17 protein-coding genes are annotated in these 21,880 nt (G+C 68.8%); 8 read left to right on the forward strand and 9 right to left on the reverse strand.

The window, feature by feature from the left end:
* Positions 1 to 47 precede the first annotated feature (47 nt).
* A complete protein-coding gene (locus AB5I40_RS30880) occupies positions 48 to 1,799 on the forward strand; it encodes a serine/threonine-protein kinase (protein WP_370933760.1) in 1,752 nt (583 codons plus the stop codon).
* 266 nt (positions 1,800 to 2,065) lie between these two features.
* Entirely contained in the window at positions 2,066 to 3,694 is a 1,629-nt protein-coding gene (gene groL / locus AB5I40_RS30885) for a chaperonin GroEL (RefSeq protein WP_009083991.1), read from the forward strand.
* A 97-nt stretch (positions 3,695 to 3,791) separates the two neighbouring features.
* Here the strand turns inward: groL and AB5I40_RS30890 are convergent, their stop codons facing one another.
* Both AB5I40_RS30890 and AB5I40_RS30895 read right to left on the reverse strand, forming a co-directional pair.
* Positions 3,792 to 4,001 (reverse strand): PspC domain-containing protein, encoded by a 210-nt coding sequence (locus AB5I40_RS30890; protein WP_037807882.1) that lies wholly within the window; start codon positions 3,999 to 4,001, stop codon positions 3,792 to 3,794.
* An 85-nt stretch (positions 4,002 to 4,086) separates the two neighbouring features.
* Complete coding sequence (locus AB5I40_RS30895; RefSeq protein ID WP_370933761.1) at positions 4,087 to 5,025, reverse strand: o-succinylbenzoate synthase; 939 nt, start codon at positions 5,023 to 5,025, stop codon at positions 4,087 to 4,089.
* A 68-nt stretch (positions 5,026 to 5,093) separates the two neighbouring features.
* Here AB5I40_RS30895 and AB5I40_RS30900 point away from each other — a divergent pair, with 68 nt between their 5' ends.
* Positions 5,094 to 7,880, forward strand: coding sequence for a BTAD domain-containing putative transcriptional regulator (locus tag AB5I40_RS30900; protein ID WP_370933762.1), 2,787 nt, complete (start codon positions 5,094 to 5,096; stop codon positions 7,878 to 7,880).
* A 767-nt stretch (positions 7,881 to 8,647) separates the two neighbouring features.
* Here AB5I40_RS30900 and AB5I40_RS30905 read toward each other — a convergent pair.
* The 4 genes from AB5I40_RS30905 to AB5I40_RS30920 form a co-directional block, all read right to left on the reverse strand.
* The gene (locus AB5I40_RS30905) at positions 8,648 to 9,499 is read right to left on the reverse strand and encodes a DUF72 domain-containing protein (RefSeq protein WP_370933763.1); all 852 of its coding nucleotides are present in this window, start codon (positions 9,497 to 9,499) and stop codon (positions 8,648 to 8,650) included.
* A 625-nt stretch (positions 9,500 to 10,124) separates the two neighbouring features.
* Entirely contained in the window at positions 10,125 to 10,886 is a 762-nt protein-coding gene (locus tag AB5I40_RS30910; protein WP_370933764.1) for a DUF4253 domain-containing protein, read from the reverse strand.
* A 439-nt stretch (positions 10,887 to 11,325) separates the two neighbouring features.
* Positions 11,326 to 12,480, reverse strand: a complete 1,155-nt coding sequence (locus AB5I40_RS30915; protein ID WP_370933765.1) for a hypothetical protein — start codon at positions 12,478 to 12,480, stop codon at positions 11,326 to 11,328.
* Positions 12,481 to 12,866: 386 nt separating this feature from the next.
* The gene (locus AB5I40_RS30920; protein WP_370933766.1) at positions 12,867 to 13,934 is read right to left on the reverse strand and encodes a HEAT repeat domain-containing protein; all 1,068 of its coding nucleotides are present in this window, start codon (positions 13,932 to 13,934) and stop codon (positions 12,867 to 12,869) included.
* 280 nt (positions 13,935 to 14,214) lie between these two features.
* Between AB5I40_RS30920 and AB5I40_RS30925 the strand changes: the two genes are divergently transcribed.
* Positions 14,215 to 14,931, forward strand: a complete 717-nt coding sequence (locus tag AB5I40_RS30925; protein ID WP_370933767.1) for an NUDIX domain-containing protein — start codon at positions 14,215 to 14,217, stop codon at positions 14,929 to 14,931.
* A gap of 335 nt (positions 14,932 to 15,266) precedes the next feature.
* Entirely contained in the window at positions 15,267 to 15,962 is a 696-nt protein-coding gene (locus AB5I40_RS30930; RefSeq protein ID WP_370940642.1) for an NUDIX domain-containing protein, read from the forward strand.
* A 47-nt stretch (positions 15,963 to 16,009) separates the two neighbouring features.
* Here AB5I40_RS30930 and AB5I40_RS30935 read toward each other — a convergent pair whose 3' ends face one another.
* Positions 16,010 to 16,651, reverse strand: coding sequence for a DedA family protein (locus tag AB5I40_RS30935; protein WP_370933768.1), 642 nt, complete (start codon positions 16,649 to 16,651; stop codon positions 16,010 to 16,012).
* Positions 16,652 to 16,786: 135 nt separating this feature from the next.
* On the opposite strand from AB5I40_RS30935, the gene AB5I40_RS30940 reads away from it, so the two are divergent.
* Positions 16,787 to 17,911, forward strand: a complete 1,125-nt coding sequence (locus tag AB5I40_RS30940) for a histidine kinase (RefSeq protein ID WP_370933769.1) — start codon at positions 16,787 to 16,789, stop codon at positions 17,909 to 17,911.
* Positions 17,902 to 18,546 (forward strand): response regulator, encoded by a 645-nt coding sequence (locus AB5I40_RS30945; RefSeq protein ID WP_370933770.1) that lies wholly within the window; start codon positions 17,902 to 17,904, stop codon positions 18,544 to 18,546. Before AB5I40_RS30940 ends, AB5I40_RS30945 begins: the two co-directional genes overlap by 10 nt.
* A gap of 1 nt (position 18,547) precedes the next feature.
* Here AB5I40_RS30945 and AB5I40_RS30950 read toward each other — a convergent pair whose 3' ends face one another.
* Positions 18,548 to 20,194 (reverse strand): DNA repair helicase XPB, encoded by a 1,647-nt coding sequence (locus AB5I40_RS30950; protein ID WP_370933771.1) that lies wholly within the window; start codon positions 20,192 to 20,194, stop codon positions 18,548 to 18,550.
* A gap of 78 nt (positions 20,195 to 20,272) precedes the next feature.
* Here AB5I40_RS30950 and AB5I40_RS30955 point away from each other — a divergent pair, with 78 nt between their 5' ends.
* Entirely contained in the window at positions 20,273 to 20,893 is a 621-nt protein-coding gene (locus tag AB5I40_RS30955) for a hypothetical protein (protein WP_370933772.1), read from the forward strand.
* Between the two features lie 43 nt (positions 20,894 to 20,936).
* Here the strand turns inward: AB5I40_RS30955 and AB5I40_RS30960 are convergent, their stop codons facing one another.
* Positions 20,937 to 21,833, reverse strand: coding sequence for an ABC transporter substrate-binding protein (locus tag AB5I40_RS30960; protein ID WP_370940643.1), 897 nt, complete (start codon positions 21,831 to 21,833; stop codon positions 20,937 to 20,939).
* Between the last annotated feature and the right edge of the window lie 47 nt (positions 21,834 to 21,880).

Genomic DNA, 21,880 nt, shown 5'->3' on the forward strand with positions numbered 1-21,880 from the left:
GGCGAACCGGCAGTGGCAGCGGATACCGGCGCGTTAAGCTGCGCTGCGTGACAGGCGACGTGTCGGGGGACCTCACCGGTCGCCAGCTGGGCCACTACCGCATCGACTCGGTGCTCGGCAAGGGCGGCATGAGCGTGACCTACCAGGCCACGGACACGCGGCTCGGCCGCAAGGTGGCGCTGAAGGTCATCGGTGACCACCTCGGCGCGGACGCCGAGTTCCGCGAACGGTTCGTCGACGAGGCACGCAACACCTCCGCGATCGACCACGCCAACGTCGTGCCTCTGTATGACTTCGGCGAACTCGACGGCATGCTCTACATCGCCATGCGGATGGTCGACGGCGGCGACCTCGCCGGCCTCATGTCCGCGGGCCCGATCAGCCCGTCGCGCGCGCTCAGCCTGCTCGACCAGGTCGCCGACGCCCTCGACACGCTGCACAACCACGGCCTCGTGCACCTCGACGTCAAACCGGCCAACGTCCTCGTCACCAGCCGCGAGACCTCCCGCGAGCACGTCTACGTCGCCGACTTCGGCCTCACCCGCCGCGGCGCCACCGGCCACCGCACCCGCGGCGGCGACTTCCTCGGCTCGCCCACCTACGCCGCCCCGGAACACCTGCGCGGCGAACCGCTCGACGGCCGCACCGACCAGTACGCCCTCACCTGCGTGCTGTTCGCCTGCCTGACCGGCAACCCGCCGTTCCGCGGCGACGTCCCCGCCGTCATCAAGGGCCACCTCGGCGGCGAGCCGCCGTCGGTGGCGAGCGTGGTCGCGCTCCCGGCCGCCGTGGACGAGGTCATCCGCAAGGGCATGGCGAAAAGCCCGAACGACCGCTACCCCAACTGCGTCGCGATGATCGCCGCGGCCCGGGTGGCGCTCGGCCCGCTCGCGACCTCGGACACCCCGCCGGGCCCCGCCCGGCCGAACGGACTTCCGGAGGCGGGCATGCAGCAAGGACCTGGTGGCGCGGGCGGACCCGGTGGGCCCAGTGGTCCCGGCGCTGGCGGTCCCGCCGGGCCTGGTGCCGGTGGACCGGCTGGTCCTGGCGGACCGGGCGCGCAGCCGGGAGGCCCCGGGGCTGCGGGACCGGGTCCTGGCGCTCCCGGCGTCGGTGCCCCGGGTGCGCCCGGCGGCCAGGCCGTTCCCGGCTCCTGGGCACAACCCGGCCAGCCCGGATACGCCACCCAAGGCGGCTACGGCGGCCCCGCCGGTTACGGCAACCAGCCCCCGCCCGGTTATCCAGCACAGCCCGGCCAGCCCCAGCCGGGTCAGCCGCAGCCCGGGCAACTCGGCCAACCGCAGCCCGGTCAGCCGCAGCCAGGTCAGCAGGGCTACCCCGGCCAAGCACCGGCAGGCCCCCCGCCCGGCTACGGCTACCCGGGCCAGCCAGGCCAACCGGGTCAGCAGCCTCAGCAAGGCCCCCCGCCGGGCTACGGCGGCTACCCGAACCAACCCGGCTACCCCGGTCAGCCGAACCAGCAGAACCACCCGACCCAAGCCTTCGGCGACCCGATGCGGCTGCGCCCGCCGTCCCCGGCGGGCGGCGCGGGCGCGTTCGAGAAGCAGGCCAAGAGCGGCGGCCTGAAGTGGCTGTGGATCGCGCTGGGCGTGCTCGTCGTGGCCGGACTGGTCGTCGGCGCGATCTTCCTCTTCGGCGGGGACGACAACGGCAACGGCGGCACCGCGCCGACGTCGTCCGCGCCCAACATCCCGGTCGGCCCCGGCGGCTCGAAGTCCGCCGGTCCGTCGTCGCTGCGCCCGCCGCCGTCGTCGATCCACATCCAGCCGAGCCACTGACGCGGCCGACCTGCTGCGGAAGCGCACCGACGCTGACCTGCGCTCCTTGCACTCGACCCCGGAGAGTGCTAAACACGGCATTGGCACTCGACGCCGTCGAGTGCTAGGCGAGCGGTCACCGACCGCCTGCCTGAAGGTCGGGACGGTGAGGCTGACCCACCGGTCAGTCGTCCGTCGCGGGCACCGAGCCTGGCCGAGGACGTGTCCTGCTGCCGCCGCTGGAGACAGCGCGGCGGTGGCGCCCAATACCGGAGGACCACACCGCAATGGCCAAACTGATCGCGTTCGACGAGGACGCCCGCCGCGGTCTTGAGCGCGGCTTGAACACCCTCGCCGAAGCCGTCAAGGTGACCCTCGGCCCGCGGGGCCGGAACGTCGTGCTCGAAAAGAAGTGGGGCGCGCCGACGATCACCAACGACGGTGTCTCCATCGCCAAGGAGATCGAGCTCGAGGACCCGTGGGAGAAGATCGGGGCCGAGCTCGTCAAGGAAGTTGCCAAGAAGACCGACGACGTCGCGGGCGACGGCACCACCACCGCCACCGTGCTCGCCCAGGCGCTCGTGCGCGAGGGCCTGCGCAACGTCGCGGCCGGCGCCGACCCGATCTCGCTGAAGCGCGGCATCGAGGCGGCCGTCGAGGCCATCACCGAGCAGCTGCACAAGGCCGCCGTCCAGATCGAGACCAAGGAGCAGATCGCTGCTACCGCCTCGATCTCGGCCGCTGACCGCACCATCGGCGAGCTGATCGCCGAGGCGCTGGACAAGGTCGGCAAGGAAGGCGTCGTCACCGTCGAGGAGAGCAACACCTTCGGGCTCGAGCTGGAGCTCACCGAGGGCATGCGCTTTGACAAGGGCTACGTGTCCGGTTACTTCGTGACCGACCCGGAGCGCCAGGAAGCCGAGCTGGAGGACCCGTACGTCCTGCTCTTCGGTTCCAAGATCTCCAACGTCAAGGACGTCCTGCCGCTGCTGGAGAAGGTCATCCAGTCCGGCAAGCCGCTCCTGATCATCGCCGAGGACGTCGAGGGCGAAGCCCTGGCGACCCTGGTCGTCAACAAGATCCGCGGCACCTTCAAGTCCGTCGCCGTCAAGGCCCCGGGCTTCGGCGACCGCCGCAAGGCGATCCTGCAGGACATCGCGATCCTGACCGGCGGCCAGGTCATCTCCGAGGACGTCGGCCTCAAGCTGGAGAACGCGGACCTGTCGCTGCTGGGCCGTGCCCGCAAGGCCGTCATCACCCGGGACGAGACCACCATCGTCGAGGGTGCGGGCGACGCCGACCAGATCCAGGGTCGCGTCAACCAGATCCGCGCGGAGATCGAGAACTCCGACTCGGACTACGACCGCGAGAAGCTGCAGGAGCGGCTCGCGAAGCTGGCCGGCGGCGTGGCCGTCATCAAGGCCGGCGCCGCGACCGAGGTCGAGCTGAAGGAGCGCAAGCACCGCATCGAGGACGCGGTGCGCAACGCCAAGGCCGCCGTGGAAGAGGGCATCGTCGCCGGCGGCGGCGTGGCCCTGATCCAGGCTGCCGAGGCCGCTTTCGCGGGCCTGAAGCTGACCGGTGACGAGGCCACTGGCGCGAACATCGTCAAGGTCGCCGTCGAGGCTCCGCTCAAGCAGATCGCGATCAACGCCGGTCTCGAGGGCGGCGTCGTGGCGGAGAAGGTCAAGTCCCTCCCGCAGGGCCACGGCCTGAACGCCGCCACCGGCGAGTACGAGGACCTGCTCGCGGCCGGCGTGCCGGACCCGACGAAGGTCACCCGCTCCGCGCTGCAGAACGCCGCTTCCATCGCGGCGCTGTTCCTGACCACCGAGGCTGTCGTCGCGGACAAGCCGGAGAAGGCTGCTGCCGCTCCGGCCGACCCGTCCGGCGGCATGGGTGGCATGGACTTCTGAGTTCGGCTGCTTTCCGGCGAAGCCCGGTTCACCCTCGAGGTGGGCCGGGCTTCGCCCGTTTCTGTGCCAGCAGCTCCCGGGGCACGGTGCCGGGCGATCAGTCTTCGGGCGTCAGCACGGCCGCGGCGGCGTAGACCGGGAGAATGACCCCGGCGGAGAGCACGGCCCCGGCGACCGCGGCGATGCGCACCATCGAGGGGTCGACGTTGAGGTAGTTCGCCCATCCGCCGCACACGCCGGTGAGCATGCGGTCGGAGCGGCTGCGGAAGATCTTCTTGGCCGGTGCGGCCTGCACGTTGTCCGTCATGACAGCAATACTCCGCGACCGGGGCGGGCGGCACATCCGGGATCGCCCCGGAGATAGCCCCGGGGCCGCGACCCTGAAGTCTCCCTTACCCGTTGATCCGGCGGACCCGCTCGAACCGGTCCAGCCACGCCGCTGCCACCTCGGGCGACGCGGCGAACCCGGCGTACGCGTCGGGTTCCGGGGCCTGTCGCAGCACCGGCAGATAACCGTCCACAGGGGACAGTGTTTCGGAGCAGACATCCCCGCGCAGCAACGACATCGTGCCGAGTCCGCAGGCGAAGTCCAGCTCCGGCAACGCCCCGGCGAGCGCGAGCCCGGCGGCCAGCCCGACGCTGGTCTCCACTGCCGACGACACCACGCACGGCAGCCCGCAAGCCTCCGCGACCTCCAGCGCCCGGCGGACTCCGCCGAGCGGCGCGACCTTGAGCACGGCGATGTCGGCGGCCCCGGCGACGGCGACCTTCAGCGGATCTTCCGCGCGGCGGATCGATTCGTCGGCCGCGATCCGCACCGACACGCGACGCCGGACGGCGGCCAGGTCGTCGATCGTGGGGCAGGGCTGTTCGGCGTACTCCAGTCCACCGGCCGCGCGATCCAGTTCGCCGAGCGCGTGCACGGCGGTGTCGACATCCCACGCGGTGTTGGCGTCGACCCGGATCGCGCCGGAGGGACCCAGGGCGTCGCGCACCGCTTCGATGCGCGCGCAGTCCTCGGCGAGCGTCGCGCGTTTGTCGGCGACCTTGACCTTCGCCGTGCGGCAGCCAGAGGTACGGACCAGTTCGTGCGCGCGTTCCGGCGACACAATCGGGACTGTCGTGTTCACCTCAATACGGTCGCGGACCGGCGCGGGCCAGCCTTCTTCGCTCGCTTCGAGCGCGGCGGCGAGCCAGGGCGCGCTCTCGGTGTCCGAATAGTCAGCGAACGGGCAGAACTCTCCCCAGCCGGCGGGGCCGCGGAGCAACAGTCCTTCACGGACGGTGATGTCCCGGAACCGGGTGTGCAGCGGGAGCGCGTAAACCTGCATGACTGCCGATCATGCCATCGCCGCGGTGACGGGAACCGAGGTGCCGCAGGGGCCGTCTCAACGCCACAATGGAACGTGTGGACGGCCTCGACTTCCGGGTGCTCGGCCCGGCCGAGGTGCTGGCCGGGGACCAGGTGGTGCCGCTGGGCGGCAGCCGCCCGCTGATCGTGCTCGCCGGACTCCTGCTGCGGGCGAATCGGCTGGTGTCGGTCGACGTGCTCAGCCACTGGCTGTGGGGCGACGACCAGCGGCGGTCGAAAGGCGCGCTGCAGACGTATGTCCTGCGGCTGCGCCGAGCGCTCGGCGACGGCGCGGCGATCCGCACCGAACGCGGCGGCTACCTGTTGGAAGTCGACGAAAACGCGGTGGACCTCGGCAGGTTCCGGCAGTTCGCGGCGCGCGGCCGCAGTGCCGCGGAGCGAGGCGAGCACCGGCGCGCGGCGGGGTACTTCGAGGACGCACTGGGACAGTGGCGGGGCTCGGCGCTGCAGAACGTGGAGTCGGACGCGCTGCACCGGGACGAGGTCGGACAGCTCGCGGAGGAACGCACGCGGGTGCGCGAGCTGTGGGCCGAGACGCTGGTGACCGTCGGCGAGTACGACACCGTTGTGCCTGAGCTGGAGCGTCTGACGCGCGAACATCCGCTGCGCGAACGGCCGCACGAGCAGCTGATGTACGCGCTGCTCCGCTCCGGACGGCAGGCTGAGGCGCTGGACGTCTACCGGCGCATCAGCGGACTGCTCGCCGAAGAACTGGGCCTGGACCCTGGTGCCGGACTGCAGCGCGCACACCGGTTAGTACTGGGCGGCGACGAGGGCGCGCGATTCCGGACTCCTCTGGAACCCCATGTGCCGCACCAGCTTCCGGCCGACCTCGGCGCTTTCGCCGGTCGAGCGGCAGACTTGAAAGCCCTCCGCGCGTTATTGCCGGAAGCTCTAGACGACGGAACCTCCACGCCGATCGCATCAGTGGAAGGCATGGGCGGACAAGGGAAAACGACCCTGTCTGTCCACTTCGCACACCAGATCGCCGATCGTTTCACCGGCGGCCAGGTGTTTCTGGACCTGCGCGGTTACGGCCCGGGCGCACCGGTGTCGCCGATCGCCGCGCTGGAAACGATGCTCATCGCGCTGGGCGTCCCCGCCGACCGGATCCCGTCCGGTTTGGACGAACGCGCGGCCACTTGGCGCACTTACACCACCGGCCGCCGGCTATTGGTAGTGCTGGACAACGCGAACAGCACCGAACAAGTACGTTCCCTGCTGCCTGGCCCCGGATGCCTAGTCGTAGTGACGAGCCGCTGGCAACTGCGCGGCTTGGTCGCGACACACGGCGCCCGCCGGATCGCTCTGTCCGAATTGGACAGCGAAGAGGCGGTGGAGCTTCTCGCGTCCGCCATCGGAGTCGAACGGGTGCATGAGGACCCGGTCGCAGCTGGTCGATTCGTGCAGTATTGCGGCGGGCTTCCGCTGGCGATCCGAATCCTCGCCGTCCGCGCGGCCCAGTTCCCTCGGCTGCCGCTGGACGAGTTCGCAGCAGCTTTGCCCTCGGACGCAGGCCGCTTAAGCACCTTCGACCTGGGCGACGGCGACGAGACCAACATCCGCACAGTTTTCTCTTACTCCTACCGGGTTCTGTGCCCGGCCGCGGCCCGGCTGCTGCGATTGCTGGCGCTGTCAGCCGGTCCGGATTTGTCGCTGGGCATGGCAGTCGCACTCAGCGGACGGTCCGAAAAGGAAACTCGCGGCGCTCTCGACACCCTCGTCTCGACTCACCTGCTCATCCAGCCGAAACCGGGCCGGTACCAGTTCCACGACTTGATTCGGGCCTATGCGAACGAATTGTCGGAGCAGGAGGACACCGCCGACGAGCGCGCGGAGGCCAGTTCGCGGTTGCTCGACTGGTTCATCGCGTCGGCACGGAACGCGGGTTTGGCGATGCGCCCGAACCAGCTGATGGATGAAATCGGACCGGTTGCCGAGGCTGGCGCACAGGAGTTCTCGGACTTCCACCGTGCTTTGGCCTGGTTCAGCGAAGAACACGGGAACCTGATCTCGGTGATCCAGTGGTCGTTCCGGATCGGCCGATACGCGCAATGCTGGCGGCTGGCCTGGTCGCTGTTCACCTATTTCGCCGGCCGCGCCCGGGTGGACGAATGGCGCTACGTCTTCGAGATCGGCCTGCGGGCAGCGCGAAATTCCGGCGAACGCCCCGGCGAAGCGGCGATCCTTAATGGACTAGGCGTGATCGAAGGCGTCGCCCGGAACTACGTACTGGCGCGCGAATATCTGGAGCAGGCGCTGGCCGTGCAGTTGGAACTGGGCTCACTGCCAGGGGAGGCGCGGGCGCGTTACAACCTGGCGATGACCGCGCAGAGCATCGAGGATTTCCCAGAGGCTTACCGGCATGGCCTGCGTTCGCTGGAAATCACGCGGGAACTGGGTTTCACCTCGGTGGAGGCGAACGTTCTGCGCGCTTTGGGCGACCTGTGCGCGATTATGGGCGACTACCCGCAAGCGCTGTCGCTCGCGGACGAGGCGCTGGCCTTGGTCCCGCCGGACGACCTGCCACAGGGCCGTTTCTCGCTGGCCGCCCGCGCCCGCGCACTGCTGGGCCTGGGCCGGCACGTGGAGGGCATCGAGTGCCTGTCGGAAGCGGTCGACATGTTCTTCGCGATGGACGAGGAATATGAGGCCGCGGACGTCCTGTCGGAACTGGGGGCGGCGCATCTGCGCTACGGCCGAACCGCTGCCGCACGGGACTGCTGGCTGCGTGCGGTTCGGTTGTTGACGAGGCTGGATCACCCGGACGCGGACCAGGTACGGGCGCAGTTGGCCGGGTTGGTGCGGAGGTAATTTCGGCCGCATCACCGGAGCGCGGGACGGCTAATTGCTTGCGGTGCGGCTGGGTCATGCGGATGTGGTTCGGGGTTTGCTGCGGCAGGGCGTGGCGACGTCGTGGTTTGGGCTGCTGGTTGTTTACGGTGCGGCTGGGTCATCCGGGTGCGGTTCGGGGTTTGCTGCGGCAGGGCGTGGCGACGTCGTGGTTTGGGCTGCTGGTTGCTTGCGGTGCGGCTGGACCAATGCGGATGTGGTTCGCGGTTGCCGCGGCAGGAGGCGCGGCGACATCGTGGCGGGCTGGGCTGCTGGTTGCTTGCGGTGCGGCTGGATCATCCGGGTGCGGTTGGGGGTTTGCTGCGGCAGAGGGCGCAGCGAGACCGCGGTGGCTTGGGTCGCTGATGGCGAGCGGTTCAGCTGGATAATACGGATGCGGTTTGTCGCGGCGGAAGGTGCGGCGACATCGTGGTGGCTTGGGCCGCTGGTTGCGAGCAGTTCGGCTGGATCATTCCGGCGCGGGCCGGGTCCAGGTGCAGTGGCGGCCTCAGCAAGGTGTTGACGCGGCTGTGCTGCTGCGGAGCGGGATTGGTTGGACCATCCCGACACGGGCAAGCGAGCCTGGTCGGCTTGGTGCGCGGACAGCTTCGGCCGTTCGGCGGAACGGTTCCTCTGCTGGGCACCGGAAAGCAGCGGGGCGCGGTGGTCCGCGTGCCGACCCCCAGCGGCAGCACGTAGACCACCGGCGGCCCGTATCACCACCCAATCGAAGTGCGCTCACTGTCCGCTCACTGTGCCGGGTCGGTTTCGGCGGGGAGGCCGAGCAGGCGGGTCAGCGCGACGGCATTGTGCGGGGCGGCGACTTTGCTGTCGTTGTCGAAGTAAACGTGCACGTCCCGGCGGCCGCCGTCGTGCCATTCGGTGATCTTCGCTGCCCAGGCGCGCAGGGCCGAGTCGGAGTAATTGCTGGTGTAGAGGTCTTCCGAGCCGTGCAACCGAACATAACTGAAGTCAGTGGTCTGGTCCTCCCGGTACGGCCACGGCGCGGCGGCGTCGGCGGTCACCAGTGCGACTCGGTGTTTCTTGAGCACGTCCATCGCTTCGGTTGTGGTGAAGCTCGGGTGGCGCACTTCGAGCGCGTGCCGGACTGGTCGATCGGGTTCTGATTCCAGGAAGGCTTCGGACTTGAGCTTGTCGTCGTGCTTCACCCCGAGCGCGGCGGCTTCGCTGGTGGTGCGCGGGAGCTGGCCGAGGAACGCGGAGACTCGATCGGGGTCGAAGGCCAGCCGTGGCGGGAGTTGCCAGAGGAACGGGCCCAGTTTGCCGGCGAGCGCGAGGACGCCCGAGGCGTAGAAGTTGGCGAGCGCGGTTTCGACGTCGCGCAGCTGCTTGAGATGGGTGATGAACCGGCCGCCCTTGACCGCGAACAGGAATCCGGCCGGGGTTTCGGCGTGCCAGCCGCGGTATCGCTCGGGACGCTGCAGTGAGTAGAAGGATCCGTTGATCTCGACGGCGTTCGTCCGGCGGGAGAGGTACTCGAGCTCGCGCCGCTGCGGCAGGCCGGAGGGGTAGAACGCGCCACGCCACGGCGGGTATCGCCAACCGGACGTGCCCACTCGGATCTGGCCGATCTCGCTCACCGCCTTTCGCCGCCGAGGGTTCCCGTGCGGACGGTTGCGGTAAACCCGTCCGCGCGGCCGTTTTCCGGACAGGTGGGCTAAGGATTGGGACATGCGTCCTGAGCGAAGGGACGTGGGTCTCATGGGGTTGACTCCGTTGCCTGGCCGTCGGGACGGGACGCGGAGGGGACGGTGAGAAGGCGAATGGGCGGGATGGTGACCGTTTGCCGTGGCAGGGAAGTGAGAACGAGGGTTGCCTCGGCGCGATGAGCGGAGTCCGAGGAGTGGTGCGGAGATGGGGCGCGAACGGGCGGTGCGAGGCGAGAATGCGAATGGCGGCGCTGGGGTAGGGCGGAGTGGCGGGGGTGGGGCGGCATGGTGGGCGGCAGGAGCGCGACGGGCATCGCTTCTCCTGCTCGGCGAGCTGAGTCTTGCCTGTTGCGGTGGCTCGTCGAATCTGCCGGGCTCCTGAGGCAAGTGCACGCTCGTCCCAGTCGCCCAGTCGCCCAGTCGCCCAGTCGCCCGGCCAGAGGCGATCGCGTTCTTCCCGGCTGGTCCGACCGGTTCGGACAGGCCAGTCATGGTTCGGCGATCCCCGCCCCGATGCTCCAGGGCGCCCGCCCGGCCACCCCGATCGCTCACTTCCTCAAGCCCACGAGAACCTCCACCGGCGGCTCTGCACCAGAGAACTCGCGTACTCCCGCAGGTTCCCCGGCTGCGCGAGATACGTCGGGAGGCTGAACGCCCGGTGCTCGGCGGCCACCGTCAGTGCCCGGGCGAGGGTGCGCGGTGGGGCGGACACCGACAGTTCCAGCGTGTCGAAGCCGAGCGTCACCAAGGTCGCGCCGAAGCGGTCTTCCCAGCTGCGCAGGACTGCCGACAGTTCCGCGACCTGATCTGTCGACTTGATCATTCCCGTCCAGCCGATGAGAGCGGGAACGTCGGCCGGACGGTCGGCTTGCACCAGACCCAGCCGGTGGGGCGTGCGGGCGGCCAGGATCGAGCCGGTGTTGCCTGCTTCGGCCAGCGGGTCTGAGCGGCGGTGCGAGCGTTTCGCCAACCCGGGGAAGCGGGTGCCGAACGGGCGAAGGCAGGCTCCGTCGCAGCAAGAGCCGTCCCACCAGCGGGCCAGGACCTCCGCTGGGTCGGCGTTGCCGACGCGGTGGCCGGCGGGGGCGAGGCGGCCGCGGTCGTCCAGCCAGTCTTCGCCGCGGGCGGTGAAGCGCTGGTCGGGCGGGATCAGCACGGGCCACAGCCCGGAGCGCTCGAACTCGGCGACACAGCTCAAGTACCGCTGCGGCCGCGCGAGCGGCTCCTCCGACACCCAGATGCGCCCGTGCCAGCGCCCTGGCGGCAAGGTCTGGACCGGCGGTGCCCCGACGCCGGGGCGGAACGGTGCGATCGTCATGAGCTTCCCCTCGAACTGGTGTTCGGTGCCTGCACATCGAACAGTAGTTCGAATCACTGACAATTTCCAGGACCCGGTCGCTCATCCGTTCGAGTGCTGTGACAGGCGGAGGCTGGCATCGGGCGGCAGCTGGCATCCGATGCCGAACGCCGAGTCAGCTGGGTGTGCCTGGGGGTTTCGGCTGGTCGGACGGGCCGGTTCGCGGTCGGGCGATGTCGTGCTGGACGACGAGAAGCTGAGGGGTGCCGAGTGTGCGGCGGGGAGAAGAAGGGCGCCACACGGCCGGAAGGTCTGTTCGGCGCGAAGACCGGAGGGTTTCTGGTCCTTGCTGGGTGCCGAGGCGGCAGGCGCCGGTGGCCGACCAGCGTGGTCGGCCACCGGCTTGCGGGCGGCGCTCCGCCGGGATCAGCTCACTGTGCGAGCGTCCGGCTGGACACCGTCAGTCCATTTTCGTGGATGCGACGTCATCCTTGTTCTTCCCGACGACGACGTGGACGTCGCCGCTCAGGGCGACGACCTTCGCCGGTTCCTTCGGATCGTCCTCGGGTGTGGCCTGCTTGGCGAGCTCGTCTCGCATGTTCCTGAGCGCTTGCTCCAGACTCTGCTGGCCGGACAGATCGGCCGGCTTCGCGACGACGCCGGCTTTCATCCACATGGTGAGGTTGTGCTTCACCATGGTGACCTTGAAGAGCACGTCGGTTCCCGACTTGTCGTCGCGCGGCACGAGCTGAATGCTGGGCAGGTCGATGGTGATGCCCGGTGGTACGGCGTCGCCGCCCAGGCCGAGTTTGCCCTGGTCCAGGCCGAACGGGGGCTGCATGCCGCTGCCGGCCGCCCTGGCGAGGACGATCGCGGCGTATGCGACGTCAGCCTTGGCCTCGAGCCAGTCCTGGTTGATGACGGGCGGCGGCTTGTGCCTGCCGTCGATGAAGGACCCGAGGCCGCCGGCTGGGTCGACGGATTTGCCGGCGGCCTTGCGGTGAAGGGCATCCATGGTGATGGCACCGCTGTTGGCATTCGTCGACAGCGACGCCGGCGACACCGCCGCGTAGGACATGTTCTTGCCGCGGAAGAAATTCGTGACTTCGCCGGTGTGGGCCGCGCCGACGTCCATGGCGATCGGCGCGCACTCGCCCACGCTGTCGGCGGCGAATTTCATTGTGTTCTCGGCCATCGCGTTGCTGCGCTGTACCGTGATGCCGAAGAACTTCCGGGCCTCCTGGAGGTCGGCGCGATAGTTCGTGACGTCGGCGTTCACCTCGGTTGCCTTCTGCTCCAGCTCGTCGGTGAGGCGCTGCATTTCCTCATTGGTCGCGACCGGCGTGAGGCGGTTGAGCATCTGGTACCGCTCATTGGTCCACGGGTTGGTGCCGACGATGAACTTGATGGCTTCGTCGTCCTTTTTCTGCTCGAGCAGTTCGTTCGCCCTGATGTTCTGGACGGACGTCATGGTCGTCGCGGCAATGGCGACGAGGTATCCGGTGAACGACTGGTTGCCCTTGTCCGACAGGTCGACGCCGTACTGGTCGGCCTTCTCGATCGGCTGCTCGGTGAACCCGGGCAGCACCATCGCCGCGAAGTCGGCCGCGCTCACCTCGCCCTCCCGGAGCAGTTGCAAGGCGACGGCCGTCCGGACCCCGGCGTCCGGTTTGGACGTGAACCACCTGGCGTCCGGCGCCTTCTTCTCCACGATCGTGCCCTCGAGCGCGAGACGGCGCAGGTGGTCCTGCTGGTAGAGGCGGTTGAGCATCATGGCGATCTCGACTTGCCCGACTCGCGACGCGTGTTGTTCGTCGAGAACAATGACGAAAGGTCGGCTGGTGCCGTTGGAACTGGTGAGTTTTCCGACGCTCGCGTACCTGTCGGAATTCACCGAGTACGGCGTCTTGTCGCGAACGCAAGCGGCTTCACCGGCACTCGGATCCGCGGCCGGGGAGCTGCATCCGGCACAAGCTGTCGTCAGTACGACTGTTGCCAGCCCTAGCGGCCACTGTCGTCGTCCCACGGGAATTCGTCTCCTTCTGATTGTTCCCCCGGCATGCCGAGAGCGTCCACGATCAAGAGTCGTTCGATGGCGTAGCGGGGATTCAGCTGTAATAGAGCGGTTTTGGCGGGCGCGGTTCCCGATTCGCCCAGCGCGCGGATGATGTGGCAGCTCACCTCGTGATCCGAAGTTGCGTAGAAACCCTCCACGAGCAATGGGACTACGTTCGGATTGCCGCGGCCGTGCAGTTGCCGGACTGCCGCGATTCGCTCCTCGGCAGTCCCGTGCAGCAGCTGGTCGCGCAGTGAGCGCCCGCGCGGATTGAGTGCGGCGAGCAGCGCCACGGCGAATGCCGCCGCGTTGCGTGCGGCCCGCTGCTGCCCGCCGGCCTGGTCGGCATGTTCCTTGCGGCCGTCGGCGTGGTCGCTGATGCCTCGCACGACGACGACCGGCACCGATGCGTTGAGGTGGCTGGCGAGCGCGACTCCGGCACCCTCCATTTCCACTGCGGCGGCGTCGCTGTAGTGCGTCTTGATTTGTTGCGCGTACGGCGAATCGAGCGAGTCCAGCACGACTTCGCCCGACGCGATCGGCCGGACGAAAGCCTTCGCCTCGGGCCGGTCAGGGAGCGTGTTCTGCCAGGTGTTCTCGCTGGCGACAAGTTCTGCTCGCTGGGCGAGACCGTGGCCCGGGGCCCATGACCACGGACGGGCCCGGAATCCCGTGGGATCCACCTTGCCGCCGTGCACGGCATAGACCTTTTCGGCCACCACGACATCGCCGAGCGAGAGGTCTGTGTGCAGCCCGCCTGCCACCCCGACCATCATCACCAGGTCTGGCCGGTAGTGCGAAATCGCGCGTTCGGCGATGACCGCGGCCATCTGGTTCCCCTGACCGGTGCGGGCCAGCACCACCCGCCACGGACTGTCCAGCAGGCGGCCGAGGCGGAAGATCGTTCCGGCGGAATGGATCTCCTGCCGGACCGCGACCATGGTTTCGAGCATCGATTTTTGCTCGACTGGAATAGCGGTCAGGACAACGACGGTAGGCGTCGAATGGGTCACTGTGTTTACTCACCAAGATCGGGAATTGGCGGAGTCGGGAGAGCGCCGGACACGGTGCCGAGGCGTGTTTCGCGCCGGCGACGCGTATCTGCTCTGACAGCCGGTTGTCTGACGGCTGACCTGGGGTCCGGGAATGCGCGTTGTGCGCGCAGTCGCTTCGCGAACGTGCTGGCCGAGAAGCGGGCTCGGAGGAGACCCCTTTCCGTCAGGTTGACGATATCGGACGAGAGTAGAGGTCCGGGCATTTGTCGTCAAGCTGACGAGAAGTTAAGGTTCGACCATGTCCTGGCAGATTCCCCGGGTGGCGGTGGCCGTTGACCTGGCCGTCCTCACCGTTCGCGACGGCAAGCTGCAGATCCTGCTGGTCGAACGCGCGATCAAGCCTTTCCGGGGCATGCTTGCCCTGCCTGGCGGATTCCTCGCGTCGCGGGAAGAGGATCTCGACGTCGCCGCCGCGCGTGAACTCGCCGAGGAAACCGGGCTCGAGTCGCATTCGCTGCACCTGGAGCAGATGCGCACGTACGGCGCGCCTGACCGGGATCCACGCGGCCGCGTCTTGACTGTCTGTTATCTCGCCGTGGTGCCGAATCTCCCGTTGCCCGTGCCAGGCGGAGACGCGCGCGCCGCGAGCTGGACACCGGTTGCCGCCGTGCTCGACAACGAGGTGGCCACGGCGTTCGACCATCGGGAGATTATCGCCGACGCCGTCGAACGCGCTCGCGGCAAGCTGGAATACACCACGATCGGCGCCGCGTTCTGCGCATCCCCATTCACCATCAGCGAGCTGCGCCACGTGTACGAAACGGTTTGGGGACACAAGCTCGACCCGCGCAACTTCCACCGCAAGGTCACCGGTGTCGACGGCTTCCTGGTGGCGACAGGCGAGCAGACCAAGCGTGACGGCGGGCGGCCCGCCGCGCTCTACCGGCCTGGTGGTGCACGGCTCATGCATCCGCCGATACTGCGCGGTTCCGGCAGCTCGCCCTGGCCGGGATAGCCGTGTTCGGCTCCCGTCCCGGGTCGCCTCAAGCGGGCACGAGCTGGCTGACGACGAGGCCGAGGGTGAAGCCGATCCCGGCCGACCAGAGCATGAGCGAGGCAAGAGTTCGTACGGTGCACAAGATCTTCATGGATCCGTCCTCCCGCGGGATGGTCACGCCCATCGCTGGCACATCGCACGGACTGGCGGCCGCGTCCCATTAAGGTCACCATGACAAGTACTGTCCGCTGCTAGCACGGTAGCGGAGCGCCGCACTTTTGGTCAAGGTGACTGGAAGGTATCGTGGGTTCGTGAGCACGAAGAACAGGTTCGGGTCAGCGGTAGCGGTCGACATGATCGTGCTGACGGTGCGCGAGCAGGCTTTGCAGGTGCTGGTGGTCGAGCGCGCCAAGCCGCCGTTCCTCGGCCGCCTCGCGTTGCCGGGCGGGTTTCTGGAGGACGGCGAGAACCTCGACGAGGCCGCGCAGCGGGAACTGGCGGAGGAGACCGGGCTGGACGCCGAGCGCTTGCACGTCCGGCAATTCCGCAGTTACGGCGGTCCTGATCGGGACCCGCGCGGCCGGGTCGTCTCCGTCGCCTATGTGGCACTGATGCCGGATCTGCCGATCCCGACCGCCGGCGGTGACGCCCGCGCTGCCCGCTGGGAACCGGTCGAGGGCCTGCTGGGGGATCCGGCGGTGCTCGCGTTCGACCACCACCGGATCTTGTCCGACGCGGTCGAGCACGCCAGGGACATGCTGTCCCACACCACCCTCGCGACGACGTTCTGCCCGCCGGAGTTCACCGTCACGCAGCTGCGGGAGGTCTACGAGACGGTGTGGGGCGCCGAACTGGACTCGTCGAATTTTCACCGGAAGGTCACCCGCGCCGACGGGTTTCTCGTCCCGACCGGCGGCAAGGCGGCCAGCGAAGGGGGCCGCCGCGCCACTCTTTACCGCGCGGGAGCGGCGACCCGGTTGCATCCCGCGCTATTGCGCGAACATCACTCGAAACTCGCGCACCTGCCCGGCGAGCGCCAGGAGCCGTGACGGTTGGTGCCGCCTCCTGGCTCGCCCGGTGCCAGGGGAAGAAAGAGTCAGCTCCGGGAGACGCGGCGCACCCGGACCGCCACGAACAGGCCGATCGCGATCGCCACCGCGGCCAGCACGACGTACTGGAACACCGACGCATAGCGGTCCACCAGCGACCAGCTCTCCCCGAGCAGGTAGCCGGCCACGACGAACGCTGTGTTCCACAGCAGGCTGCCCGCCGTCGTGAGCAGCAGGAAGCGGCCGAACGGCATGCGTTCGACGCCTGCGGGCAGCGAGATCAGGCTGCGGAAGATCGGCACCATCCGGCCTAGGAACACCGCCTTGCCGCCGTGGCGGGTGAACCACGCTTCGGTCCGGTCGAAGTCGGTCGCGTTCATCAGCGGCAGGCGGCTGAGCAGGGCCCGGCAGCGGTCGCGGCCGAGCAGAGCGCCTAGCCAGTAGACGATCACGGCTCCGGCGAGCGAGCCCAAGGTCGTCCAGAAGAGGGCTCCGGCGAGGCTGAAGGTGCCGCGGCTCGCGGAGAAGCCGGCTAGCGGGAGGACGAGTTCGCTGGGGATCGGCGGGAAGAGGTTGTCCAGGCCGACGACGATCGCGGCGCCGATGCCGCCGAGGGAGTCCATGAGGCCGACGGCCCAGCCCGCGAGTCCGGTGAGGGGTTCGGCGGGGGCGGCGAGCAAGAGGTTCACGGGAGTCCTTTCACTTCGAATGTGACGTTGTCGAAGGTAGAAAGGCAAGGGGCGCAACACATTGCTGTCGGCCACCCGGAGAAATGCGGAAAACCGCAGTACTCCGCTCCCATCGGCCTGGCTAGCCTGATCAACGTGAACAGACCGCGAATGCTGCGCCGGACGGCGGGCGTCGGCCTAGGTGCCCTGACGGCGCTCATCGAGGTGCCGTACGTGGTCCTCTCCGCACCGCTCCTCGCCATCCCCGCGGCACGGCCGAAGGTGCTTCGCGGCGCTCGCAGGCTCGCCGAAGTCGAGCGCGCCCGTCTGCAGCGATTCTTCGACGCCAGCAACGGCGACGACTACGACGGCCGCCGAGCCCTGCAGTACCTCGTTCCGCGCAGTCTCACCGGGCTTCTCGCGCTGGGCGTGTGGGTGTGCATCGGCGCGGGCGCAGTGGCTGGCGCGCTCTATTTCGCCCAACTGGTCACCGGCCGGGCGCCTGGCGGAACCCCGGACGGGACGTTGCTGGACTGGCTTCCGATTCTGGCACTCGGCGCGATCGCGGTATTCCTTTGTGGACAAGGGTTGATCGGGGCAGCCGCACTCGATCGGAGGCTGGCGAGGCGGTTCTTCGGGCCCAGCAGTCAGGAACTGTTGCGACGCCGGGTGTCCGAGCTGGCGACGACCCGGAGCGAAGTGGTCGAGGCGGTCAACGGCGAACGTCGGCGTATCGAGCGGGATTTGCACGACGGGGTCCAGCAACGGCTGGTGGCGCTCGGAGTGCTGCTCGGCCGCGCGCGGCGGGCTGGCGACGCGGAGAGGGCGGCTGAGCTGGTCCGGCAGGCGCACGAGGAATCGCAGGAAGCGTTGCGCGAACTCCGAGAGGTGAGCTGGCGCGTGTACCCGATCGCGCTCGACGAAAGCGGTCTTGAGGCCGCGCTGGAGTCCCTGGCCGAACGCGCCACGATCCCGGTCGACCTTCGTTACGCGCTCGACGAGCCCTCGCCGGAGATGGCGACAGTGGTCTACTTCGTGGCGTCCGAATCGGTCACCAATGCGGCCAAACATGCCAGCGCAAATAAGGTCACTATCGACGTCCATAGGGAAGAAACCAGGATCGTCGCTGAGATAACTGACGACGGTTGTGGCGGCGCAAAAATGAGCGAGAGTGGCGGATTGTCCGGGCTGGCAAGGCGAGTGGCGGCGATGGACGGCGAATTTTCCTTGCAGAGCCCGGAAAGTGGGACCACGGTGCGGGTGACGTTGCCGTGCGAGTGATCCTGGCTGAGGACGCGACGTTGCTCAGAGAAGGCCTCGTAAGGCTGCTGGCGGAGGAAGGACACGAGGTAGTCGCCGCAGTCGGCGATGGCGAGAAGCTCCTCGAAGCGACTGCGGAACACCAGCCCGACGTGGTCGTCACGGATGTCCGCATGCCGCCGACCCACACCGACGAAGGGCTGCGTGCCGCCCTCGAAATCCGTGAACGTTGGCCGGAAACCGGTGTGCTGGTGCTGTCCCAGTATGTCGAGAAACGTTACGCGGCCAAGCTCATAGGCGGCGACGGCGGCAGTGTCGGCTACCTCCTCAAAGACCGCGTAGCGCAGGTCGGCGACTTCCTCGACGCACTGGACCGGGTCGGCGCCGGTGGTGCGGCCTTCGACCCGGAGGTGGTGCGCAGGCTGGTCGCCCGCACCTCGCACGAGGACGCGCTCGCCCGGCTGACCCCGCGCGAGCGCGACGTGCTGGAGAAAATGGCGCAGGGCCACACGAACGCGAGCATCGCCATGCTGCTGTACGTCTCGCAGAGCGCCGTGGAGAAGCACGTGAACGCGATTTTCGACAAGCTCGACCTCCCGCAAGCGAAGGGTTACAGCCGACGCGTGCTGGCCGTTCTCCGTTACCTCGGTTCGTAAATCACAGCGGTCGGCGCAAATCCTCCGCGTCGACGATGTGGTACGCGTACCCCTGCTCGGCGAGGAACCGCTGCCGGTGTGCGGCGTACTCAGTGTCCACTGTGTCCCGCGAGACGATCGAATAGAAGTGCGCCTGCCGTCCGTCGCCCTTGGGACGCAACAGCCGGCCGAGGCGTTGCGCCTCCTCCTGCCGCGAGCCGAACGTGCCCGACACCTGGATCGCCACCGACGCTTCCGGCAGGTCGATCGAGAAGTTCGCCACCTTCGACACCACCAGCGTGCGCAGTTCGCCGCGGCGGAACTTGTCGAACAGCTCCTCCCGCTCCTTGTTCCGCGTCGCGCCCTGGATCACCGGGGCCTCCAGTTCCGCGCCCAGCATCTCGAGCTGGTCGAGGTAGGCGCCGATCACCAGCGTCGGCTCGCCGGCATGTTTGTCCACAATGGACCGGATCACCGGGATCTTCGTCATCGCCGTCGCCGCGAGCTTGTACCGCTCGTCGGCGTCCGCGGTGGCGTACTGCAGACGTTCGTTCTCGGTCAGCGTCACCCGCACCTCGGTGCATTCCGCTGGCGCGATCCAGCCCTGCGCCTCGATGTCGCGCCACGGCACGTCGTACCGCTTCGGGCCGATCAGCGAGAACACGTCGCCCTCGCGGCCGTCCTCGCGCACCAGCGTGGCGGTGAGCCCGAGGCGGCGCCGCGACTGCAGGTCCGCCGTCATCCGGAACACCGGCGCGGGCAGCAGGTGCACCTCGTCGTAGACGACCAGGCCCCAGTCACGCGAATCGAACAGGTCGAGGTGCTTGTACTCGCCCTTGGTCTTGCGCGTGACCACCTGGTACGTCGCGATGGTGACCGGGCGGATCTCCTTCTTCTCCCCGGAGTACTCGCCGATCTCGTCCTCGGTGAGCGACGTGCGCGCGACCAGTTCGCGCTTCCACTGCCGCCCGGCGACGGTGTTGGTGACCAGGATCAGCGTGGTCGCCTTGGCGTGCGCCATCGCGGCCGCGCCGACCAGCGTCTTGCCCGCGCCGCACGGCAGCACGACGACGCCGGAACCGCCCGCCCAGAACGCCTCCGCCGCCTGCCGCTGGTAGTCGCGCAGGTGCCAGTCGTCCTCGGCGAGGTCGATCGGGTGCGCTTCGCCGTCCACGTACCCGGCGAGGTCCTCGGCGGGCCAGCCGACCTTCAGCAGCGCCTGCTTGAGCCGCCCGCGTTCGGACGGGTGCACGATCACCGTGTCGTCGTCGATCCGCGAGCCCAGCATCGGGCTGATCTTCTTGTTGCGCGAGACCTCTTCCAGCACCGCGCGGTCGGTCGTGGTCATGACGAGGCCGTGCGCGGGGTGGTTGGCAATCTGCAGCCGCCCGAACCGGCCCATCACGTCCACGACGTCGATCAGGAGCGGCTGCGGCACCGGGAAGCGCGAATACGTGGTGAGCGCGTCCACCACCTGTTCCGCGTCGTGCCCGGCGGCGCGCGCGTTCCACAACGCGAGCGGCGTGATCCGGTAGGTGTGCACGTGCTCGGGCGCTCGTTCCAGTTCGGCGAACGGCGCGATGGCGATCCGCGCGTCGCCGGCACGCGGATTGTCGACCTCGAGCAGCACGGTTTTGTCGGACTGGACGATCAGGGGGCCATCAGTCACCTCTCCTTTATACGTTCCCTCCCGGACCGCGGCCCGGGGATGCCAAGATGACGGGACGAAGCCGCGGGAGGGGACCCAGTGACCACACCACCGTTCGGCGTGCCGCCGGCCGCGAACCCGTACCAGGCGCCCCCGCCGCAAGCGGTCCAGGGCGGCCCGAAACGGGTGTCGGGCAAGCAGAAAGCGCTGTTCGCCGGGCTCGTCGTCGTTGCGCTCGGGCTCGGGACGCTCGGCGCGTTCGGGTTCGCCGCGATCGCGCGTTCGGCGGGACCGCCGGTCGCGGGCAGCTGCCTGTACCTCTCGTCGTTCGGCTCGGAGACGCAGACCTACACCGGCGCGGACTGCTCCGAGCAGGCCGCCACCTATCGCGTCGACACTGTCGTCAAGGGCCGCGCCTCGTGCAGCGGCGAGGACTACGTGCGGTTCGAGCTGTACTCGTCGTCGTCCCGCACCAGCGGCAGGCCGACCCAGACGCTGTGCCTCGCGCTGAACGTCGCGTCCGGCGAATGCGTGCGCGACGTTTCGGACGAATCGAAGGTCGGCAAGGTCGCCTGCGACGACCCCAAGGCGGAAGCGCGCGCGGTCGTGCACGACGGCGAGCGGAAGGCGTCCAGCTGCGGCGACAAGGACCTGTCGCTGGTCTACGCGGGGCCGCCGGTGCGCACGATCTGCCTGCAGCCGACCGGCGCGAGCATCTGACGCCCTCGTGCGCGGCAATCGCGGTTAGAACCGTGATCAACACTCACAAGGCGTTGGGCAGCATCGCCGCCACGTCCAGCCGGTTGGCCAGCTGCCCGGAGCTGTGCATGAGGTCGGCCACGCGCTGCAGCCGGGTCGCCGACAGCGTGGTCGGGTAGCTGCCGAGCGAGATCAGCGCGGCGGTCGTCTGGTCGATGTCGGAGAACGTCGGCAGCGCGTCGCGCACCTTCGCCGAATCGGACGCGGCGAGCTGGGCCTGGGTGAGGACGTTCCGGAACGCGGTCAGCGTGCGCGGGTTCGCCGCGGCGAACTGGCCGGTCGCGGCGTAGCCCGACGCCGGGAAGTCCAGCGTCGCGCCGGTCGAGCCGTCGGCGAGGACCTGCGCGCCCAGCTCCTTCTCCGCGCGGGTGATGTACGGCTCGACCATCAGCGCCGCGTCCGCGTCCCCGGACTGCAGCGCGGCGGGCATCTGCGCGAACGGCCGGGTCGTGAATTGGATCTTCGATTTGTCGACGCCCGCCGTGCCGAGGACGGCCCGCGCGGTGAGCGCGCCGATGTCGTCGGGGGAGTCCACGGCGATCGTCGGCGACTTCTTCGCGGTCGGTTCGGTGTAGTCGGAACCGGGCAGCGTGACGAGCGCGATGGTCGTGCGGCCGAAGGTGTACGCCTCGCCTTGCAGTTGCAGCGCGGTGCCTGATCCCGCGGCGCGGAACAGGGACACGTCGCTGCCGAACGTCACATCGACCTGTCCGGCTTTCAGTTTTTCCACGCCGTCGCTGTCGCCGAGTTCCACCAGTTGGACATTCAACCCGGCCTGGCGGAACTTTCCGGCCGCGACGGCGATGCGCAGCGGGGCGGTGTCGATCGGGCTCGCGACGCCGACCCGCAGCGTCGCGCGTTCCGGCGGTTGCGCTTGCCCGGAGTCACTGGATCCGAACATGGAGCAGCCGCTGAGTGCGAACAACGTCGCCACCAGCGCAAACCTCA

The organism is Amycolatopsis sp. cg13, from assembly GCF_041346965.1.
GTDB lineage: Bacteria > Actinomycetota > Actinomycetes > Mycobacteriales > Pseudonocardiaceae > Amycolatopsis.

What these genes read in the sequence shown, in the direction of transcription:
- AB5I40_RS30930 (WP_370940642.1), top strand. Translation starts at nt 15,267, where the DNA reads ATGATCGTGCTGACGGTGCGCGAGCAGGCTTTGCAGGTGCTGGTGGTC.
- AB5I40_RS30925 (WP_370933767.1), top strand. Translation starts at nt 14,215, where the DNA reads ATGTCCTGGCAGATTCCCCGGGTGGCGGTGGCCGTTGACCTGGCCGTC.
- AB5I40_RS30900 (WP_370933762.1), top strand. Translation starts at nt 5,094, where the DNA reads ATGGAACGTGTGGACGGCCTCGACTTCCGGGTGCTCGGCCCGGCCGAG.
- AB5I40_RS30890 (WP_037807882.1), bottom strand. Translation starts at nt 4,001, where the DNA reads ATGACGGACAACGTGCAGGCCGCACCGGCCAAGAAGATCTTCCGCAGC.
- groL (WP_009083991.1), top strand. Translation starts at nt 2,066, where the DNA reads ATGGCCAAACTGATCGCGTTCGACGAGGACGCCCGCCGCGGTCTTGAG.
- AB5I40_RS30910 (WP_370933764.1), bottom strand. Translation starts at nt 10,886, where the DNA reads ATGACGATCGCACCGTTCCGCCCCGGCGTCGGGGCACCGCCGGTCCAG.
- AB5I40_RS30895 (WP_370933761.1), bottom strand. Translation starts at nt 5,025, where the DNA reads ATGCAGGTTTACGCGCTCCCGCTGCACACCCGGTTCCGGGACATCACC.
- AB5I40_RS30960 (WP_370940643.1), bottom strand. Translation starts at nt 21,833, where the DNA reads ATGTTCGGATCCAGTGACTCCGGGCAAGCGCAACCGCCGGAACGCGCG.